Below are 16,728 nucleotides of genomic sequence, written 5' to 3' on the forward strand. Positions count from 1 at the left end.
AATTTGAGGAGGGTTGTATTTTGTTGCGTATTCTATGTAACGCGTTACTTAAAAACGAGATCTGAACCACAATATAAGTATTCGCTATCGCTATATTTTCCAGAAAAGTTCCAGAGATCACGTCCTGTTTACAAATCATTCACGCCAGATAACCACATAATTATTGTTTATATTTTACACGGGGCGTAGAGTGACACTATTGCTCACATTTTTAGCAATCACCTCCTTTACTGTAAGATATAGCAATGGCTATACTTTATAGCAGCATCTATTACACCGATAACAATAAACGAATTTCACTTGCACATGCTTGCCCCTAAGCTGGCGGGGCAGGCAAATGTTCAGACAGGGTACCGGATATGTTTGAAAGTCGTACCGCCGAGCGCGCCGCTCGCGGAGTCAGAAAAGTCAAACTCGCACTGCTGGGCCCCGCCTTTATTGCCGCTATCGGCTATATCGATCCGGGCAACTTTGCGACCAACATTCAGGCGGGCGCTGCATACGGCTACAAATTGCTGTGGGTGGTGGTGTGGGCCAACATCATGGCCATGTTGATCCAGCTGATGTCCGCCAAGCTGGGTATCGCCACCGGCAAAAATCTCGCCGAGCATATCCGCGATCGTTTTCCTCGTCCCGCCGTCTGGTTTTACTGGGTGCAGGCAGAAATTATTGCGATGGCCACCGACCTTGCGGAGTTTATCGGCGCGGCGCTGGGCTTCAAACTGTTGCTCGGCATATCACTGATGCAGGGCGCGGTGCTGACCGGCATCGCCACGTTCCTGATATTGATGTTACAGAGCCGCGGTCAGAAACCGCTGGAACTGGTGATTGGCGGACTGCTGCTGTTTGTGGCGGCGGCCTATATTGTCGAACTCTTCTTTTCTCAGCCCAACGTCAAAGAGCTGGTGGTCGGCATGGCGCTGCCCGCGCTACCGACGTCAGATGCCGTCTTCCTGGCAGCCGGTGTGCTGGGCGCGACCATTATGCCACACGTAATTTATCTGCACTCCGCACTGACACAGGGCAAAAGCGAGGACAGCAAAGGCCAGCGTTACTCTTCAACTAAACTGGATGTGGCGATTGCCATGACCATTGCCGGATTCGTTAACCTGGCGATGATGGCGACGGCGGCGGCGGCCTTCCACTTCAGCGGCCACAGCAAAATCGCCGAGCTTGACCAGGCCTATCTGACGCTGCAACCGTTGTTAGGTCAGGCGGCGGCGACGGTGTTTGGGCTGAGCCTGGTGGCTGCCGGACTCTCCTCAACGGTAGTCGGCACGCTGGCGGGACAGGTGGTGATGCAGGGCTTTATCCGTTTCCATATTCCGCTCTGGGTGCGGCGAACTGTCACCATGCTGCCTTCCTTTATTGTTATCTGGGCAGGCTGGGACCCAACAAAGGTGCTGGTAATGAGTCAGGTGCTGCTGAGTTTCGGTATTGCGCTGGCGCTGATTCCGCTGCTCTCCTTTACCGGCAACCGCGAGCTGATGGGCGATGATATGGTGAACTCACGCCTGATGCAGAACACCGGACGACTGATCGTGTTGCTGGTCATTGCGCTAAATCTTTACCTGCTGGTAGGCGAAGCGCTGGGACTGTAACGGCCCAAAGAAACATAAAACGCCCGGCAAAAAGCCGGGCGTTTTTTATTAGTGACGATCGTGGCCATGCGGGCCGGGTCCACCGGGTCCATGAGGCCCAAAACCACGCGGGCCAGGACCACCACGGTCATGACGATCCCAGTCACGATCGCGGCGATGCTGATGATCCCAGCGGCGTTCACGATCGCGCTCATGCCAGCGGCGTTCACGCTCCCACTGCTGCTGACGCCGCCACTCTTCGTGTCGCCACCAGCGGCGTTCGTTATAGGAATAACGATCATTCCACCAGCGCGGTTCACGCCAGCGGCCGCCATCCCAGTAATAACCACGATTATCGCGATCGCCCAGATTCAGCGTAACGCCGGGGGCCAGAGTAATAGAGGCACTGGAGGCCTCAGCTGTGTGGTTTACCAGCGGCGAGAATACCGCCAGCAGGGCAGCAAAAATAAGTGCTCTTTTCATTATTTTCTCCTCATCAACAGTCTGATGCTGTTGCGGCGCAGTGATTATGCCTGCGTATTGCTGTTGTTACCGCATCATTGTGTCGGAAGATTGTGAGGAAATTGGGGAGAGAAAGGGGATTGAGACTATTCTGGCGAGAAAACACCCGGCCTGCGCCGGGCGGGGAAAATTACAGCAGGGCCGCGTCAATCGCTGCTAACTCCGTGTCGCTGAACTGACGTCGGGCGAGCATTGCCACCGCGTCATCGATCTGGGCCGTTTTACTGGCCCCGATCAGCACCGAGGTGACGCGATCATCGCGCAGCACCCACGCCAGAGCCATCTGCGCCAGCTTCTGCTCGCGCTGCTGCGCAATCACGTTTAGCTTACGGACCTTCTCCATCTTCTCATCCGTCAACTGATTCTCGGTCAGGAATTTGCTGCCGCTGGCCGCACGTGAATCTTCCGGGATGCCCTGCAGATAGCGATCGGTGAGCACGCCGCCTGCCAGCGGCGAGAATGCGATGCAGCCGACGCCCTCATCACCCAGGGTCTGAATCAATCCCTTTTCAGGCGTTCGTTCAAACATCGAATAGCGCGGCTGGTGGATCAGACAAGGGGTGCCGAGATCGCGCAGGATAGCAATCGCCTCAGCAGCAAGATCGGCCGGATAGTTAGAAAGAGCTGCGTAAAGCGCTTTGCCCTGGCGCACCACATGATCCAGCGCGCGCATGGTTTCTTCCAGCGGCGTTTCCGGATCGGGGCGGTGATGATAGAAAATATCCACATACTCCAGCCCCATGCGCTTCAGGCTCTGATCCAGGCTTGCAACCAGATACTTACGTGAACCCCAGTCGCCATAAGGCCCCTGCCACATGGTATAGCCCGCTTTAGTGGAGATAATCAGCTCATCACGATGGGCACGAAAATCTTCACGCAGAATACGCCCGAAATTCTCCTCCGCTGAGCCAGGAGGCGGGCCGTAGTTATTCGCTAAGTCGAAGTGGGTGATGCCGAGGTCAAACGCATGACGCAGCAGCTCACGGCTGTTATCGACCCGGGTGCTGTCACCAAAGTTGTGCCACAGTCCCAGCGAAATGGCAGGTAGTTTAATGCCGCTGCGGCCGCTGCGACGGTATTCCATCTGTTGATAGCGATCGGGATGGGGGAAAAAGGACATTCAGCGCTCCTGAGTAAAAACGGGGATATGTGCCAAAAGTCTATCAGTGTATACGGTTACACTCAGTGACAGCGCGCAGCAGTTCGTGTTTTTACAGAATATCCCGCCAGCGTAACGCCGGCTTTCCAGCCATTGTGGCTGGCGGAAAGTGCGGCACTCCTCGCTAATTTCATCGGCTGTCAGATACTTAACCCAACTCTTCCCTGAAAGGATTGCGCAATGTCCACATTCACTGTTGGAGATTACCTGCTGACCCGTCTGCAGGAGATAGGTATAAAGCATCTGTTTGGCGTGCCGGGTGACTATAACCTGCAGTTTCTTGATCGGGTCATCGACCATCCGGATATCAGCTGGGTGGGCTGTGCCAATGAGCTTAATGCCGCCTATGCGGCGGACGGCTATGCACGCTGCAACGGCGCTGGAGCGCTGTTAACTACCTTCGGTGTTGGCGAACTTAGCGCGATTAACGGCGTCGCAGGCAGTTATGCTGAGTATCTGCCGGTGATCCATATCGTTGGCGCGCCTGCGGCTTCAGCACAATTACAGGGTGACTGTGTCCACCATTCGCTGGGTGATGGCGATTTCCGGCATTTCATACGCATGGCCGCCGAAGTCAGTGCCGCAACGGCACAACTCACTGCCGACAATGCCGCTGCTGAGATTGACAGGGTAATAGAGCACGCGTTACAGGCCCGTCGTCCCGGCTATCTGTCGCTGGCCGTTGACGTGGCAGCCATCGAGGTGCAGCCACCTGTTCAGCCCCTGAATCGTCATCAATCCTCTTCGCCCGATGCGCGCCGCGCTTTCCGGGACGCGGCGAAGCAATTGCTGGCACCGGCAGAGCGCGTTTCACTGCTGGCCGATTTTCTGGCACTGCGCTGGCAGCAGCAGTCTGCCCTGGCCGCGCTGCGTGAAAAGCGTGCGATTCCCTGCGCCAGCCTGCTGATGGGTAAAGGCGTACTGGACGAGCAGCAGCCGGGTTATGTGGGGACCTATGCTGGTGAAGCCAGTGCAGGTCAGGTGTGCGGACAGATTGAGCAGGTAGATGTGGCGATCTGCGTCGGGGTGCGTTTCACCGACACGATTACAGCAGGCTTTACGCAGCAGTTTGCGCCTGAGCGACTGATCGATCTGCAACCCTTCAGCGCCAGCGTGGGCGGAGAGCATTTTGCACCGTTATCGATGGCGGATGCGCTGAGCGAGCTGCAACCGCTGTTTGAACACTACGGCCAGCAGTGGCAGCCCGCCATAGCACCGTCTGCCGTGCAACCGGCGGAACCGGCCACCGTGATCAGTCAGCAGGCTTTCTGGCAGGCGATGCAGGCTTTTCTGCAACCCGGCGACCTGATTCTGGCGGAGCAGGGGACAGCCGCTTTTGGTGCCGCTGCGTTGCGACTGCCCTCGCAGGCGCAGCTGGTGGTTCAGCCATTATGGGGATCAATCGGCTATACTCTTCCGGCAGCATTTGGCGCACAGACCGCTGACCCCGATCGCCGGGTTATCCTGATTATCGGAGACGGTTCAGCGCAGCTGACGATTCAGGAACTGGGTTCAATGCTGCGGGATGAGCAGCAACTGATTATCTTTTTGCTGAATAATGAAGGCTATACCGTCGAACGGGCCATTCATGGCGCAACACAGCGTTATAATGATATTGCTCAGTGGAACTGGACGGCCTTACCGCACGCACTGAGTCTGCAGGGCCAGGCGCAGAGCTGGCGCATCAGTGAAACGGTGCAGTTAGACGAGGTGATGGCGCGACTTTCCGCGCCTCAATGGCTGTCGCTGGTTGAGGTGGTCATGCAGAAAGAGGATTTGCCGCCACTGTTACGAAAAGTCACCGCCTGCCTGAATCATCGCAACGGCGGCTAAGATTCAGATAGTTGCCGCTGTGCAGGGTGGACTATCGCGGTTAGGCTGTAGCACACCTGAGTAAGACGCTCACCAATCGCACCGGTGAGCGTTGTTGTTTTATGGGCAGAAATTTATAGTGTCCTCCAACTCTTAAGACCCCAAGCGGAGCAACAGAAGAATGACAACCTATGCCTTGGTCGGCGATGTCGGCGGTACTAACGCACGCCTCGCCCTGTGTGAGGTGGAAAGCGGCAGCATCACCCAGGCCAAAACATTCTCAACATCAGAATACGACAGCCTCGAAGCCGTCATCCGCCACTATCTTGATGAACAACAGCAGGATGTTAAAGATGGCTGTATCGCTATCGCCTGCCCGATTACCGATGACTGGGTTGAAATGACCAACCATGACTGGGCGTTTTCTACGCGCAAGCTCAAAGAGAACATCGGTTTTGAACACCTGGAAATCATTAACGACTTCACTGCGGTATCCATGGCGATTCCGATGCTGACCGCCGACAACGTGATTCAGTTTGGCGGCACAGCCCCGGTTAAAGACAAGCCTGTCGCGATTTATGGTGCCGGTACCGGATTAGGCGTCAGCCATCTGGTGCACGTTGACAAACGCTGGGTCAGCTTGCCAGGCGAGGGCGGTCATGTCGATTTCGCCGCGAACAGCGAAGAAGAAGATCAGATTCTGGAAGTGCTGCGTGAAGAGCTGGGCCATGTTTCAGCAGAACGTATCCTGTCCGGTGCCGGTCTGGTTAACCTCTATCGTGCGATTGTTAAAGTCGATAATCGAGTGCCGGAAAACCTGAAGCCGAAAGATGTCAGCCAGCGTGCGCTGGATGACAGCTGCATCGACTGCCGTCGGGCGCTGTCGATGTTCTGCGTTATCATGGGCCGTTTCGGTGGCAATCTGGCATTGAACCTCGGCACCTTTGGTGGCGTCTACATAGCGGGTGGCATCGTGCCACGTTTCCTGGAGTTCTTTAAGGCGTCAGGTTTCCGTGCCGCTTTCGAAGACAAAGGCCGCTTCCGCGACTATGTTGCCAGCATCCCGGTCTATATGATCACGCACGATCAGCCTGGCCTGCTGGGCGCGGGCGCGCATCTGCGTCAGACGCTGGGTCGCATTATCTGATTCAGTGACACCTCGCGCACACGGCCACGTTGTGCGCGTTCGATTTTCCTGGCCTGCCTGCTTAAGCTGGGCAGGTTCGGGACATCATTTTCGGCTTCACCACACGTTCTCCTGAAACATTCGCCACTCCAGCACTACAGGCGCATCAGCTGCCGAAACTGCTTCACCTTGCTGCGGCTCACCGGCACCTGAAACTCCAGATCGCGCAGCTTCAGCAGATAAGTGTTGTTAAACCACGGCTCAATTTCGCGGATCTTGCTGAGGCTGACGCAGTAAGAGCGGTGGCAGCGGAAGAACTGCTGCTCCGGCAGACGTGAACAGAATTCGGTAATATTCATCGACATCACGTAAGAGTCGCGCCGCGTGTACACAAACGTCAGCTTTTCATGGGCCTCTACGTAGTAAATATCGTTCACGTCCGTAACGATAATGCGCTCATCTTTAATCAGGTTGACCGTCTGCGGCGCTGGCGTGGCGCTGAGATGGCTGACCGCCTGCTGCGCCTGTGCCGTGGCTTCCAGCTTGTTCAGCATGGTGACAATCCGCGACTCCTGATAAGGTTTGAGAATGTAGTCAAACGCCTCCAGCTCAAATGCCTCCACCGCATGCTCTTTCCACGCGGTGATAAAGACAATCAGCGGCTTGTGCGCAAACTGATGGATATTCTGTGCCAGCAGCATGCCATCCAGCGAAGGAATGTTGATGTCGAGAAAAATCACATCGATCCGATGCTGTTGCAGATACTTCAGCACGTCGAGGCCATCGTCAAAGCAGGCTTCAATCTCGATTTTGCTGTGATGCTGAATCATCCAGCTCAGCTCCTGCTGCGCCAGGAATTCATCTTCCACAATAATGGCTTTCATAACAGATTCTCCGCCAGGCGCTGGCCATTCTTACTCAGCGTAAAGGAAATCTCGGTGCCCGGCTGGTGCCGCACGATGTTCAGTCCCTGACCCGACAGAAGTTTTACCCGATGATGCACATTGAGCAGGCCAATTTTATTACCGGGCATCTCATTGCGTGCTACCCGCTCCATCACCTGCTCACTGATGCCCTGGCCGGTATCCCGAACTGAAACCCGCACCCGATCGCCTAGATCCCGTACGCTCAGTGTCACCACGCCTTTACCTTTACAGGGCTGGATGCCATGCACAATCGCATTCTCCACCAGCGGCTGGATCAGCAGACTTGGCAGCAGAAAATGCAGATCTTCGTCGACGTCATAGATCATCGTCAGCTTATCGCCAAACCGTGCCTGCTCAATGGCGATGTAATCTTTGACCTGCCACAGCTCCTTACGAATATCGATCAGTTCATCATCGTTCAGCTCCAGGTTATAGCGCAGGTAGCGTGACAGGTTAATCACCAGCTGGCGGGCGGTATCGGGATTAAGCCGGATAGAAGAGGAGATGGCATTCAGGGCATTGAACAGGAAATGGGGATTTATTTTACTTTGCAGCGCGCGCAGTTCCGCTTTATTGGCCATCTCACGTAGCTGCTCGGCGCGCGACACTTCAAGCTGGGTAGAGATAATTTGCGACAGGCCGATGGCCATCTCCTTCAGCGAGCCGGTAATACGGTGCGCGCGGCGATAGTAGATTTTCAGCGTGCCGGTGACTTTACCTTTTTCCCACAGCGGGATGACGATCATCGAATGGATATCTTTGGTGCGGTGCGCTTCATCGTTGTTCTTAATAATAATTTTACCGCTGGCGATCGACTGCGCCGTGGTGGGGCTGATGCCATCATCCCCATGTTGATAGTTGTGTTCGCCATAGCCGACGTAGGCCAGAATCTGTTTCTTGTCGGTCATCGCCACTGCATCGGCTTTGATCTCCCGCCGGATAATGTCACAGATGTTGCGAAGTGAATCGCTGTTCACCTGACGAAACAGCGGCAGGGTTTTGTTGGCGATCTCCAGCGCCAGCTTGGCCTGACGGGCGGCAATCGCCTCTTTCTCTCCCTCGACGCTCTGCACCAGCAACACAATGATACCGATACTGGCGGCACCGAGAATCATCGGCAGGGCAATCTCCGACACAATTGCCAGCCCGAGTGAGGTTGGGCGCGCCCACAGGACGATCAGCACCATCGTCAGGGCCTCACACAACATGCCGCCGGCGATGCCGGCACGCCAGCGATGCTCTTTCAGCACCCGCCGGTTAATACCGCCCGCGACGATACCGGCAATAATGCTGGTAATCAGACAGGGTACCGAGGTCACGCCGTGAATATCGATCAGAAAACGGTGCAGCCCCGCGATCACACCGGTGGTGATGCCAACCCAGGGACCAAACAGAATGCCGCCCGCCATCACGGCGATGACACGCACATTCAGCAGCGAACCGTCGACATTGACCCCGGACCAGGTACTGAACAGCGCAAACAGGGAAAAGATGGCCGTCACCGCCACTTTCTCCGCGCGTGTGTGTTCATCTTTTTGCAGCAGCTGACGAAACGGGCGGGTGCGCGTCAGGAAGAACAGGCAGATCAACATCAGGGCGGCGCGGTCAAATACTGCCAGTAACATCGTGAAGTGGGAGGACACAGGCGGCTCGTTGGCAATGGAAAGTGTCCCTATGATAAAAAATGTGATCGCGAACCGCTAGCACCCCGCACAATCACACCGGGACTTCGTGTTTCAGATCAATTTTTATGGCCTGTGCATAAAAAGAGGAAAGGTTGAGTACAATAAAGGGGAACAGTTTTTCATCCTGCCTGCGCTGGTCGCTGTGATGCCATTTTGCTATGTTGCGCGATGATGCGCGCCAGCGACCGCTGGAAAACCGCGCCCATCGGGAGCAGCAAATGCAACTTGTCACCGCCAGATTAACCCTGAATAAATTACAGCCAGAAGACTGGCAACTGTTTCGTGCCGTCCATGAAGACCGCGGCACCATGACCTGGGTGAGCGAGATTCCCGATGAAGCGGATATTCGCCAGCGATTCACCGAGCGTCTGGCTCCGTGGCAGCCAGGCAGTTTTCATATGCTCTGCCTGGTGGCACGGCGACGCGACAGCGGTGAGCCGATCGGCCTGTTTGGCTGCAGCCCGGAGTGGGAGCCATACCGTCAGGCTGAGGTGGGTTATATGCTGCTGCATTGCCACTGCGGACAGGGCTATGGCAGCGAGGCGCTGGCGGCGCTGTGTCAGTTTCTGCTTGAAGCCGATTTCCATAAACTCAAGGCGATGGTGGTTGAAGGTAACTGGGCGTCACGCCGGATTCTGGAGAAAAACGGCTTCCAGCTGGAGGGCACGCTACGGGATAATTATCTGCTGAACGGCTGCTGGGTGAACGATTGGCTGCTGGGACGACTGAATCCGCAAAAATAAAAATATTTTCTGCCCCCTCGACAAAACGATCCTCACCGCGTTATGTTCGTAACGGGTCACCGCAGTGACCCGCGTCGCTCGGACGGTCCGGGCGCTTACGTAATCCAGAGGACATCATGGCTGATAACAGCACACCCCGTCGTTTCTCACGTATTGAACGTTTACCCCCTTACGTTTTCAACATCACCGCTGAACTGAAGATGGCTGCGCGCCGGCGCGGCGAAGATATCATCGACTTTTCAATGGGCAACCCTGATGGCCCGACCCCGCCGCACATCGTCGAAAAGTTATGTCAGGTAGCGCAGCGCGACGACACCCACGGTTATTCCACCTCGCGCGGTATTCCGCGTCTGCGCCGGGCGATCTCGCGCTGGTACGCCGATCGTTACCAGGTGGAGATCGATCCCGAATCTGAGGCGATTGTGACTATCGGCTCCAAAGAGGGACTGGCGCATCTGATGCTGGCGACGCTGGATCATGGTGATACCGTGCTGGTACCGAACCCTAGCTATCCGATTCATATCTACGGTGCGGTGATTGCTGGAGCGCAGGTGCGCTCAGTGCCGCTGGTGGCAGGTGTCGACTTCTTCAATGAGCTGGAACGCGCCATTCGTGAGAGCTACCCCAAGCCAAAAATGATGATCCTTGGCTTCCCGTCCAATCCCACCGCACAGTGTGTGGAACTCGACTTTTTCGAGCGGGTGATTGCGCTGGCAAAACAATACAACGTGCTGGTGATCCACGATCTGGCCTATGCCGACATCGTCTACGATGGCTGGAAAGCGCCGTCGATTATGCAGGTGCCAGGTGCGCGTGATGTTGCCGTCGAGTTCTTTACCCTGTCAAAAAGCTACAACATGGCGGGCTGGCGCATCGGTTTTATGGTGGGCAACAAAGAGCTGGTCGCCGCGCTGGCACGGATCAAAAGTTACCATGACTACGGCACCTTTACGCCGCTCCAGGTGGCGGCAATTGCGGCGCTGGAAGGGGATCAACAGTGTGTCCGCGACATTGCAGAGCAGTACAAACGCCGCCGTGATGTGCTGGTGAAGGGATTGCATGAAGCGGGCTGGATGGTCGATAACCCGAAAGCCTCGATGTACGTCTGGGCAAAAATTCCGGACCATTACGCGCATCTGGGGTCGCTGGAGTTTGCCAAACATATGCTGCAGGAGGCGAAAGTCTGTGTTTCGCCCGGTATCGGGTTTGGCGACTATGGTGATACGCACGTGCGTTTTGCACTGATTGAAAACAGCGATCGCATCCGTCAGGCAGTACGGGGAATTAAAGCGATGTTTCGTGTCGATGGCGTTTTGCCAGGCAGTATGAAAACAGAAGAAGAGCACTGACAGCCAGCAGGGGCGACGCAATGGTCGCCCCGTGGCGGCACTGTCACGCCATCACTTCAGCAGCAGAACAAAGGTTCCGAACCAAAGTAACGCGAAAAAAGATATTCCCATCAAGGCATATTTCACAAAGCAACTCCTCTGAGCGGTTACGATGATGGCGATCCCAAACCAGTGCAACGCGAACAGCTGTGGAAAAGAGATCGCCATTTCAGTAATGGTCTGCTCATTTCCGGGTCGATCTGAATAACTCAGAACAGGATCAGGCGCTAATTTACGCGTAATCCTGCCTAAATGAAATAGGTCCGTTCTGAGATATTGCTCACAATTTTACGGCACCTGAATTTCCGGGATCGCCGACATGCCGACACGTAACTGAGCCAGATGCTGTTGGTCACTATCCAGCACAATTTTAACCGGCAGACGTTGAACGACTTTAGTGTAGTTGCCGGTGGCGTTATCAGGAGCAATCGCGGAAAAAGTTGCGCCGGTGGCGGGTGCGATGCTGTCCACATGGCCGGTAAAGGTCTTGCCTGGCAGGGCATCGACACGGATTTGCACCCGCTGACCCGGACGCACATCGCTTAACTGCGTTTCAAGGTAGTTAGCGGTAATGTAGGTCTGTTGCAGCGGCACCACTGCCAGCAGGCGGGTTCCGGCTGACACGTAAGCGCCGATCCGCACTGAGCGCTGACCGACCATGCCGTCAACGGGCGCCGTGATTCGCGTGTAGGAGAGATTCAGCCTGGCCTGATCGACGCTGGCTTTAGCCGCTGCGACATCCGCTTCCGCTGAACGCACCGCAGCCTGTAATACGCCGACCTGTTTCACTGCCGACGCCAGGGCAGCCTGACTCTGATGCACCGCTGCCAGCGCCGAGCGCTGGTTAGCGCTGGATTTTTGCTGATCGTCGGCGGCTACGGTGCCGCTTTTATAAAGTCGGTTGTAGCGATCGGCGCTCTGTCCGGCATACTGCGCGGACGCCTGGCTGGCCGCAACGCTGGCTTTCTGCTGATCAATCACCGACTGCTGCTGTTCAAGCTGGGCCTGACTGCTCAGCAGTTTCGCCTGACTCACCTGCAGATCAGCCTCGGCACTCTCCAGCGCCACACGATAGTCACGGTCGTCCAGCGTTGCCAGCAGCTGACCGGCTTTGACCTGCTGATTATCCTGCACCTGCACATGGCTGATGTAGCCGGAGACTTTTGGCGCGACCAGAGTGTAATCCGCATTAACGTAAGCGTCGTTGGTGCGGTGATCGTTGTCGCTCATCAGTGACCAGACTGCAAAAGCGATGGCCAGTAACACCAGCAGCAGCAGTGTGAGCACCAGAGTTCTTTTCATTTCGAAAGCACGCATATTCAGTTATTCCGGGAGGGGTTTTGAAGCAAAGTTTGAGGCGGCCAGACCCGTTTCGGCAGGATGGCGGTAAGCAGTAACAGGCAGGCGGCAAAACCGGTCAGCATCAGCCAGCTGTCGCTCAGACTCAGTACTGTGGCCTGATGCCGGACCAGCGTGGCGAATCCGCTGAGATTATCGCTGGCGCTGATGCTGCCGTCCGGCAGCAGCGGCAGGCTGCGACTGGCCTGATCCGCCGCTGGTGCGGTCATCAGCCAGCTGCGACTGGCGGCCTGATCAATCAGAACACTGGAGTGAAACTGCTCGCGATGAGAGAGGAAAACCTCAACCAGCGTGGAGGCGGTAATGCTGGAGAAGCCGCGCACCGTATTAAACATCGCCGAGGCAAACGGGCCTTCTGGCGGTGCCACTACGCTGGTGGCGCTCATCAGTATCGGCAGAATAATCATCGGTTGCCCGAACGCCTGCAGAATCTGCAGCAGCCAGAAATTCTGGCGCGCCCATTCACTGGTGATTTGCGAGCCCAGCAGACAGGACGTTACCAGCAGGCCGACGCCCGCCGTCAGCATCCAGCGGCAGTCAATCCAGCGAATATTCAGCAGGGCCGCAATCAGCGGTGCGATCAGTAGTTGCGGCAGGCCGACCGCCAGCGCCAGCGGGGCAAACTCCAGGGTGCGAAAGCCGCTGACCTGAGCAAAATAGGCCGACGGCAAAGCGGAGCCTGACAGACCAAGGATGAGCACGCAGGCCAGTCCCAGCAAGCCATGCGCCAGATTGGGCCGCCGCAGCATCTGCAATTTAAACAGGGGCAGCGGGTGAAACCACTCATTAATCAGGAAAACCAGCAGCAACGGCAGCGCGGTCAGCAGCATACCGGCGATCAATGGCGAGTTCAGCCAGTCAAGACGCTCACCCTGAGTCAGCACCAGAACCAGCAACGCAACCGCGCTGCAGCCGGTCAGCATGCCGAACAGATCGATCTGCTGGAAGCGTTCCGGACGCAGCGGGTCCTGCGGCAATCCCCAGCTTATCAGTACCATGGCAATGAGCATTAATGGCACGACCTGCCAGAACACCATCATCCAGTTGACGTGGTCGGTCCATAACGATGCCAGTGAGGCCGCCATATTGGGGCCAAATGTCGCGGTCAGGGCATAACCCGCCAGGCCAAACAGCTTGAAGGGCGGCGGCAGAAAGCGCAGGGCGACGGTCATCAGCATTGGCGGCAGTGCGCCACCAAACAAACCCTGCAGTACGCGCAGGCTGATAAAAAACGTCGGATCCGGCACCAGCGGCAGCAGAATGCCGGTCAGCATAAATCCTGCTGATACGCCCAGTGTAAAACGCCGCAGCGACAGAGTGACGGCAAACCAGGGCGCGATCATCATGGCAGCCACTTCTGCCGCCTGATAACCGGAAATAATCCAGCTACCCTGATCGTAACCGATGCCTATAGCAGCCCGGATATCAGCCAGCGCGATATCACTGACGCGATCGTTCAGCCCGGAGGTCAGGGCAGCAATGAGCACGCCGACCAGGCCAATCGCCAGTCGTAGTGTAAAAGGATGAGGGGCCGGCGCGGCGGCTGGCTTAGCGTTCATTGCAGGCGATCTCGTTATTATGATGCAGTGTACTGCGATGTGATACAGAGCGTAATATTACATCCCGGTATGCTGTATTGCAATGTGGTACAGACTGTAAAAAGTGCGGCATTCGCGCTACAGTAAGGCAGCTCAAACAGGACGACGCTATGGCACATCAACCCTCCAGCCGTGAGGATGAAAAAACGGGCGGCATTCAGGTCATCGCCCGTGCGGCAAAAATTCTTAATGCGCTGGGCGAACAGCCGGGCGGCATGAGCCTCGGCGAGATAGCTCAGGCAGTAGAACTGCCCCGTTCAACGGTGCAGCGCATCGTTGCCGCGCTCGACAGCGCCGAGCTGGTGCGCAGCAGCGGGGCAGGCGGACTGCGTCTGGGGCCGGCGCTGTTAAAACTGATCTCCAGCGTGCATACCGATGTGGTCGATCTGGTCAGTCCGCTACTGGAAAAACTCTCTTCCGACACCAACGAGACGGTTTCACTGGCACGCGCCAGCGGCAGCCAGCTGGCGATCATTCACCACGTGGTCGCGTCGCGGGAGCTGCGGGTCGTTCCACATATGGGACTCAATTTGCCGCTCTACAGCACCTCCGGCGGACGGGCACTGCTGGCGCTGGAGTGTGAAAAAGATGTGCGGACGATCGTCGGTGACGCCTGGCAGGAGTTGACCGATATGACGGTGAAAACCCTGCCGCAGTTGCTGCAACTTATCAGGGAAGTGCGCGAAACCGGTATCGCCGTGGATCGGGGTGAAACGCTGGAAGGTATCTCTACCATGGCGTTTGCGCTGGATACGCTGTTTGGTCGCTTTTCTGTCTCTTTGCTGGTGCCTTCTGCACGTTTTCTGCGTCACGAAGCCCGTTTTCGTGACGAGATGCTGAAGTGCAAAGAGGCGCTGGTGCGTGAAATCGGCAAAGTCGCCACGATAGAAGGATAAGCATCTGATGAAAACCCTGCTGATGGCCATTGATCACTCTCCGGTGGCGGAGAAAGTGGTTGCCTTAACCATTGACGAAGCGCTGGCGCATCGCGCCGATGTGGTGGTGCTGTGCTGTGTCGATCCTGCTTATTCCTCCTGCAATCAGCCGATGGAAATCGACGCGGGTGAAGATCCGGCCGATTTTGTGGCGGCGCAGGATGAGCAGAACACGGCGGAAATGGTGGTACGCCATGCGCTGGCACCGTTATTGCGCGCGGGCATTAATGCGCGTGGCATGATCCTGGCGGGTGACGCAGCAGACACCATCGTTGCCCAGTCGCAACAGCTTAAGGCCAGTATGATTATCATGGGACGTCGCCACCTCTCTTCTTTTAATCGGCTGTTAAAAGGCTCGGTCAGCGCTTCAGTTATTGAGCGTGCTCAATGCCCTGTGCTGATCGATGTGCGTAAGGATTAATCCCGCAGAATGAACTCTCTGCTTTTTATTACGCTGGCCGCGTTTGCGCTGCTGGCGCTGCTGGCGCTGATCGTGATTGTGCTGATCAAAACCACCCGGCTGCGTTTGTGGCAGGGGCTGATCCTCTTTCTGTTGCCACTGATACTGGCAAATCTGCTCTGGTTCAGCTGGGTCGCGCCGCATCAGCAGCAGACTGCTCAACATGAGCAGGCGGTGAATCAGCTGGCAAAGATGCCTGGCTATCGGGTATTGCAGACGCAGGAACCGGCATTATGGCTGTTGCTGACTCAGGAACTGACCCGGCGGATCCGTGCGGGCGAGCAGCCTGACAGGGCGACAGGTGAACTGCGTGGCTGGCTGATTGAGGTGATTAATCAGCGACTGATGCGCGGAACAGATGCGGCGGTCGTTAACTATATCAGCGTCTCGGTGGAAGAGATGCGGGCACTGAACCACATCGATCCGGGCCTCTGCTTCCGTTATCTCTACCCCCAGGTGAGTGGTGGCATCAATTTGCAGACCACACTCCCAGCCTCGCTGAATCAGAAAGAGGCCGATGCCATGGAGCTGCTGCTGCTCAATAGCCCGCCGCCCGAGCAGCCCCTTGACAAGACGCAGGCGCAGGATGATTTGCAAAAGATTGTCGGCCAGCTTTATCTGAAGTGGGGCGACAAACTGCAGCAGCTGAATATGCCTGCCGACACGGCGGTCGATCGCTCTTCGCTGTGTGCCATGTCGATTGACCTCTACAGTGCCATTCTGGCATTACCTGACAAGCGCGCCGCTAACCTGTTACGTAGAATGGTGGCATTGACCGGTCAGTAAACTTGCGCTTAGTGGGCGAAAAAAAGCCCGCTAAGCGCGGGCAGGGAAGAGAGAGGAACAGATTTTTATTTTTGGCATTTCCTGGTGTGGTGCAGTCTTCGTTTGGTCTGATGACATCCTGTCACTTCTGGAACGATAGTGATAGCCGTTTAATCGTATTGCATTAATTGGTAAAAGCTTCTCAAGTTTTAATTTTCGCGCATTAATCCTATAGATGCGTGGCATGCTGCGTCATACACTGCGCGGCAACGTGAGGATAACCAAATGAAAAAACGAATTACCGGCGCACTGGCGCTGATTCTGCTGAGTGGATGTACTGCCAGCAAACCCGGGGCATTTGAACGCGTTGATGAAGATCTCAGCTCGAATACCGTGCAGTACCGTTTTGACCCGACAAAGGTCAATCGTGATGCAATGGATATCGATCTGGCGAATTACTGCAGTAATAAAGGCTTTGATAAAGTTGAGGCGCTACCTGCCCAGGAAAGTCATATACCAGGGCTGAAGAAAGTCTGGTTCCAGTGTAATTATGCGCTGAAAAGCTAAATAAAACGGGCGGGATAATTATCCCGCCCTTAAAGTTAACTGCTTTTATTTTATGCTGTGTGACATCTTTGCCCGTTAGTGGCGATGGTGACCGCCATGATAC

The 16,728-nt window shown here is 56.0% G+C and carries 16 protein-coding genes; 9 read left to right on the forward strand and 7 right to left on the reverse strand.

Going from position 1 to position 16,728, the window contains the following annotated elements; all coding sequences use genetic code 11:
• The first annotated feature begins 359 nt into the window (after positions 1-359).
• Entirely contained in the window at positions 360-1,601 is a 1,242-nt protein-coding gene (locus tag QSK07_RS01110) for an Nramp family divalent metal transporter (RefSeq protein WP_013358645.1), read from the forward strand.
• Positions 1,602-1,649: 48 nt separating this feature from the next.
• Here the strand turns inward: QSK07_RS01110 and QSK07_RS01115 are convergent, their stop codons facing one another.
• Positions 1,650-2,063 (reverse strand): DUF2502 domain-containing protein, encoded by a 414-nt coding sequence (locus tag QSK07_RS01115; protein ID WP_285720227.1) that lies wholly within the window; start codon positions 2,061-2,063, stop codon positions 1,650-1,652.
• Positions 2,064-2,232: 169 nt separating this feature from the next.
• Entirely contained in the window at positions 2,233-3,222 is a 990-nt protein-coding gene (gene mgrA / locus QSK07_RS01120; protein ID WP_098052687.1) for an L-glyceraldehyde 3-phosphate reductase, read from the reverse strand.
• A 219-nt stretch (positions 3,223-3,441) separates the two neighbouring features.
• On the opposite strand from mgrA, the gene ipdC reads away from it, so the two are divergent.
• On the forward strand, positions 3,442-5,094 hold the full coding sequence (gene ipdC, locus QSK07_RS01125) for an indolepyruvate decarboxylase (RefSeq protein ID WP_285720228.1): 1,653 nt from the start codon (positions 3,442-3,444) through the stop codon (positions 5,092-5,094).
• Positions 5,095-5,254: 160 nt separating this feature from the next.
• Positions 5,255-6,220 carry a glucokinase gene (glk, locus tag QSK07_RS01130; protein WP_098052689.1) on the forward strand — a complete coding sequence of 322 codons (966 nt, stop codon included), beginning with the start codon at positions 5,255-5,257 and terminating at the stop codon, positions 6,218-6,220.
• A gap of 134 nt (positions 6,221-6,354) precedes the next feature.
• On the opposite strand, the gene QSK07_RS01135 is transcribed toward glk, so the two are convergent.
• On the reverse strand, positions 6,355-7,083 hold the full coding sequence (locus tag QSK07_RS01135; RefSeq protein WP_098052690.1) for a LytR/AlgR family response regulator transcription factor: 729 nt from the start codon (positions 7,081-7,083) through the stop codon (positions 6,355-6,357).
• On the reverse strand, positions 7,080-8,750 hold the full coding sequence (locus tag QSK07_RS01140) for a sensor histidine kinase (protein ID WP_285720592.1): 1,671 nt from the start codon (positions 8,748-8,750) through the stop codon (positions 7,080-7,082). The genes QSK07_RS01135 and QSK07_RS01140 overlap by 4 nt, the downstream gene beginning before the upstream one ends.
• Positions 8,751-9,028: 278 nt before the next feature.
• On the opposite strand from QSK07_RS01140, the gene QSK07_RS01145 reads away from it, so the two are divergent.
• Together QSK07_RS01145 and alaC are read left to right on the forward strand one after the other, a co-directional pair.
• Complete coding sequence (locus QSK07_RS01145) at positions 9,029-9,553, forward strand: GNAT family N-acetyltransferase (RefSeq protein ID WP_098053145.1); 525 nt, start codon at positions 9,029-9,031, stop codon at positions 9,551-9,553.
• A 116-nt stretch (positions 9,554-9,669) separates the two neighbouring features.
• Positions 9,670-10,902, forward strand: a complete 1,233-nt coding sequence (gene alaC, locus QSK07_RS01150; RefSeq protein WP_098052692.1) for an alanine transaminase — start codon at positions 9,670-9,672, stop codon at positions 10,900-10,902.
• A gap of 51 nt (positions 10,903-10,953) precedes the next feature.
• Here the strand turns inward: alaC and ypdK are convergent, their stop codons facing one another.
• The 3 genes from ypdK to QSK07_RS01165 form a co-directional block, all read right to left on the reverse strand.
• The gene (gene ypdK, locus QSK07_RS01155; RefSeq protein ID WP_099257831.1) at positions 10,954-11,028 is read right to left on the reverse strand and encodes a membrane protein YpdK; all 75 of its coding nucleotides are present in this window, start codon (positions 11,026-11,028) and stop codon (positions 10,954-10,956) included.
• A gap of 201 nt (positions 11,029-11,229) precedes the next feature.
• On the reverse strand, positions 11,230-12,258 hold the full coding sequence (locus QSK07_RS01160; protein WP_098052694.1) for an HlyD family secretion protein: 1,029 nt from the start codon (positions 12,256-12,258) through the stop codon (positions 11,230-11,232).
• A 2-nt stretch (positions 12,259-12,260) separates the two neighbouring features.
• Positions 12,261-13,859, reverse strand: a complete 1,599-nt coding sequence (locus tag QSK07_RS01165; RefSeq protein WP_098052695.1) for an MFS transporter — start codon at positions 13,857-13,859, stop codon at positions 12,261-12,263.
• A gap of 149 nt (positions 13,860-14,008) precedes the next feature.
• On the opposite strand from QSK07_RS01165, the gene QSK07_RS01170 reads away from it, so the two are divergent.
• The 4 genes from QSK07_RS01170 to QSK07_RS01185 all read left to right on the forward strand — a co-directional run bounded on the left by QSK07_RS01170 (position 14,009) and on the right by QSK07_RS01185 (position 16,625).
• The gene (locus tag QSK07_RS01170) at positions 14,009-14,794 is read left to right on the forward strand and encodes an IclR family transcriptional regulator (protein ID WP_098052696.1); all 786 of its coding nucleotides are present in this window, start codon (positions 14,009-14,011) and stop codon (positions 14,792-14,794) included.
• A gap of 7 nt (positions 14,795-14,801) precedes the next feature.
• Positions 14,802-15,254, forward strand: coding sequence for a universal stress protein (locus QSK07_RS01175; protein WP_285720229.1), 453 nt, complete (start codon positions 14,802-14,804; stop codon positions 15,252-15,254).
• A gap of 9 nt (positions 15,255-15,263) precedes the next feature.
• The gene (locus QSK07_RS01180; RefSeq protein ID WP_285720230.1) at positions 15,264-16,079 is read left to right on the forward strand and encodes a hypothetical protein; all 816 of its coding nucleotides are present in this window, start codon (positions 15,264-15,266) and stop codon (positions 16,077-16,079) included.
• A 264-nt stretch (positions 16,080-16,343) separates the two neighbouring features.
• The gene (locus QSK07_RS01185) at positions 16,344-16,625 is read left to right on the forward strand and encodes a putative periplasmic lipoprotein (RefSeq protein ID WP_285720231.1); all 282 of its coding nucleotides are present in this window, start codon (positions 16,344-16,346) and stop codon (positions 16,623-16,625) included.
• The last annotated feature ends 103 nt before the right edge of the window (positions 16,626-16,728 follow it).

The organism is Pantoea sp. QMID4, assembly GCF_030270445.1.
GTDB lineage: Bacteria > Pseudomonadota > Gammaproteobacteria > Enterobacterales > Enterobacteriaceae > Pantoea > Pantoea vagans.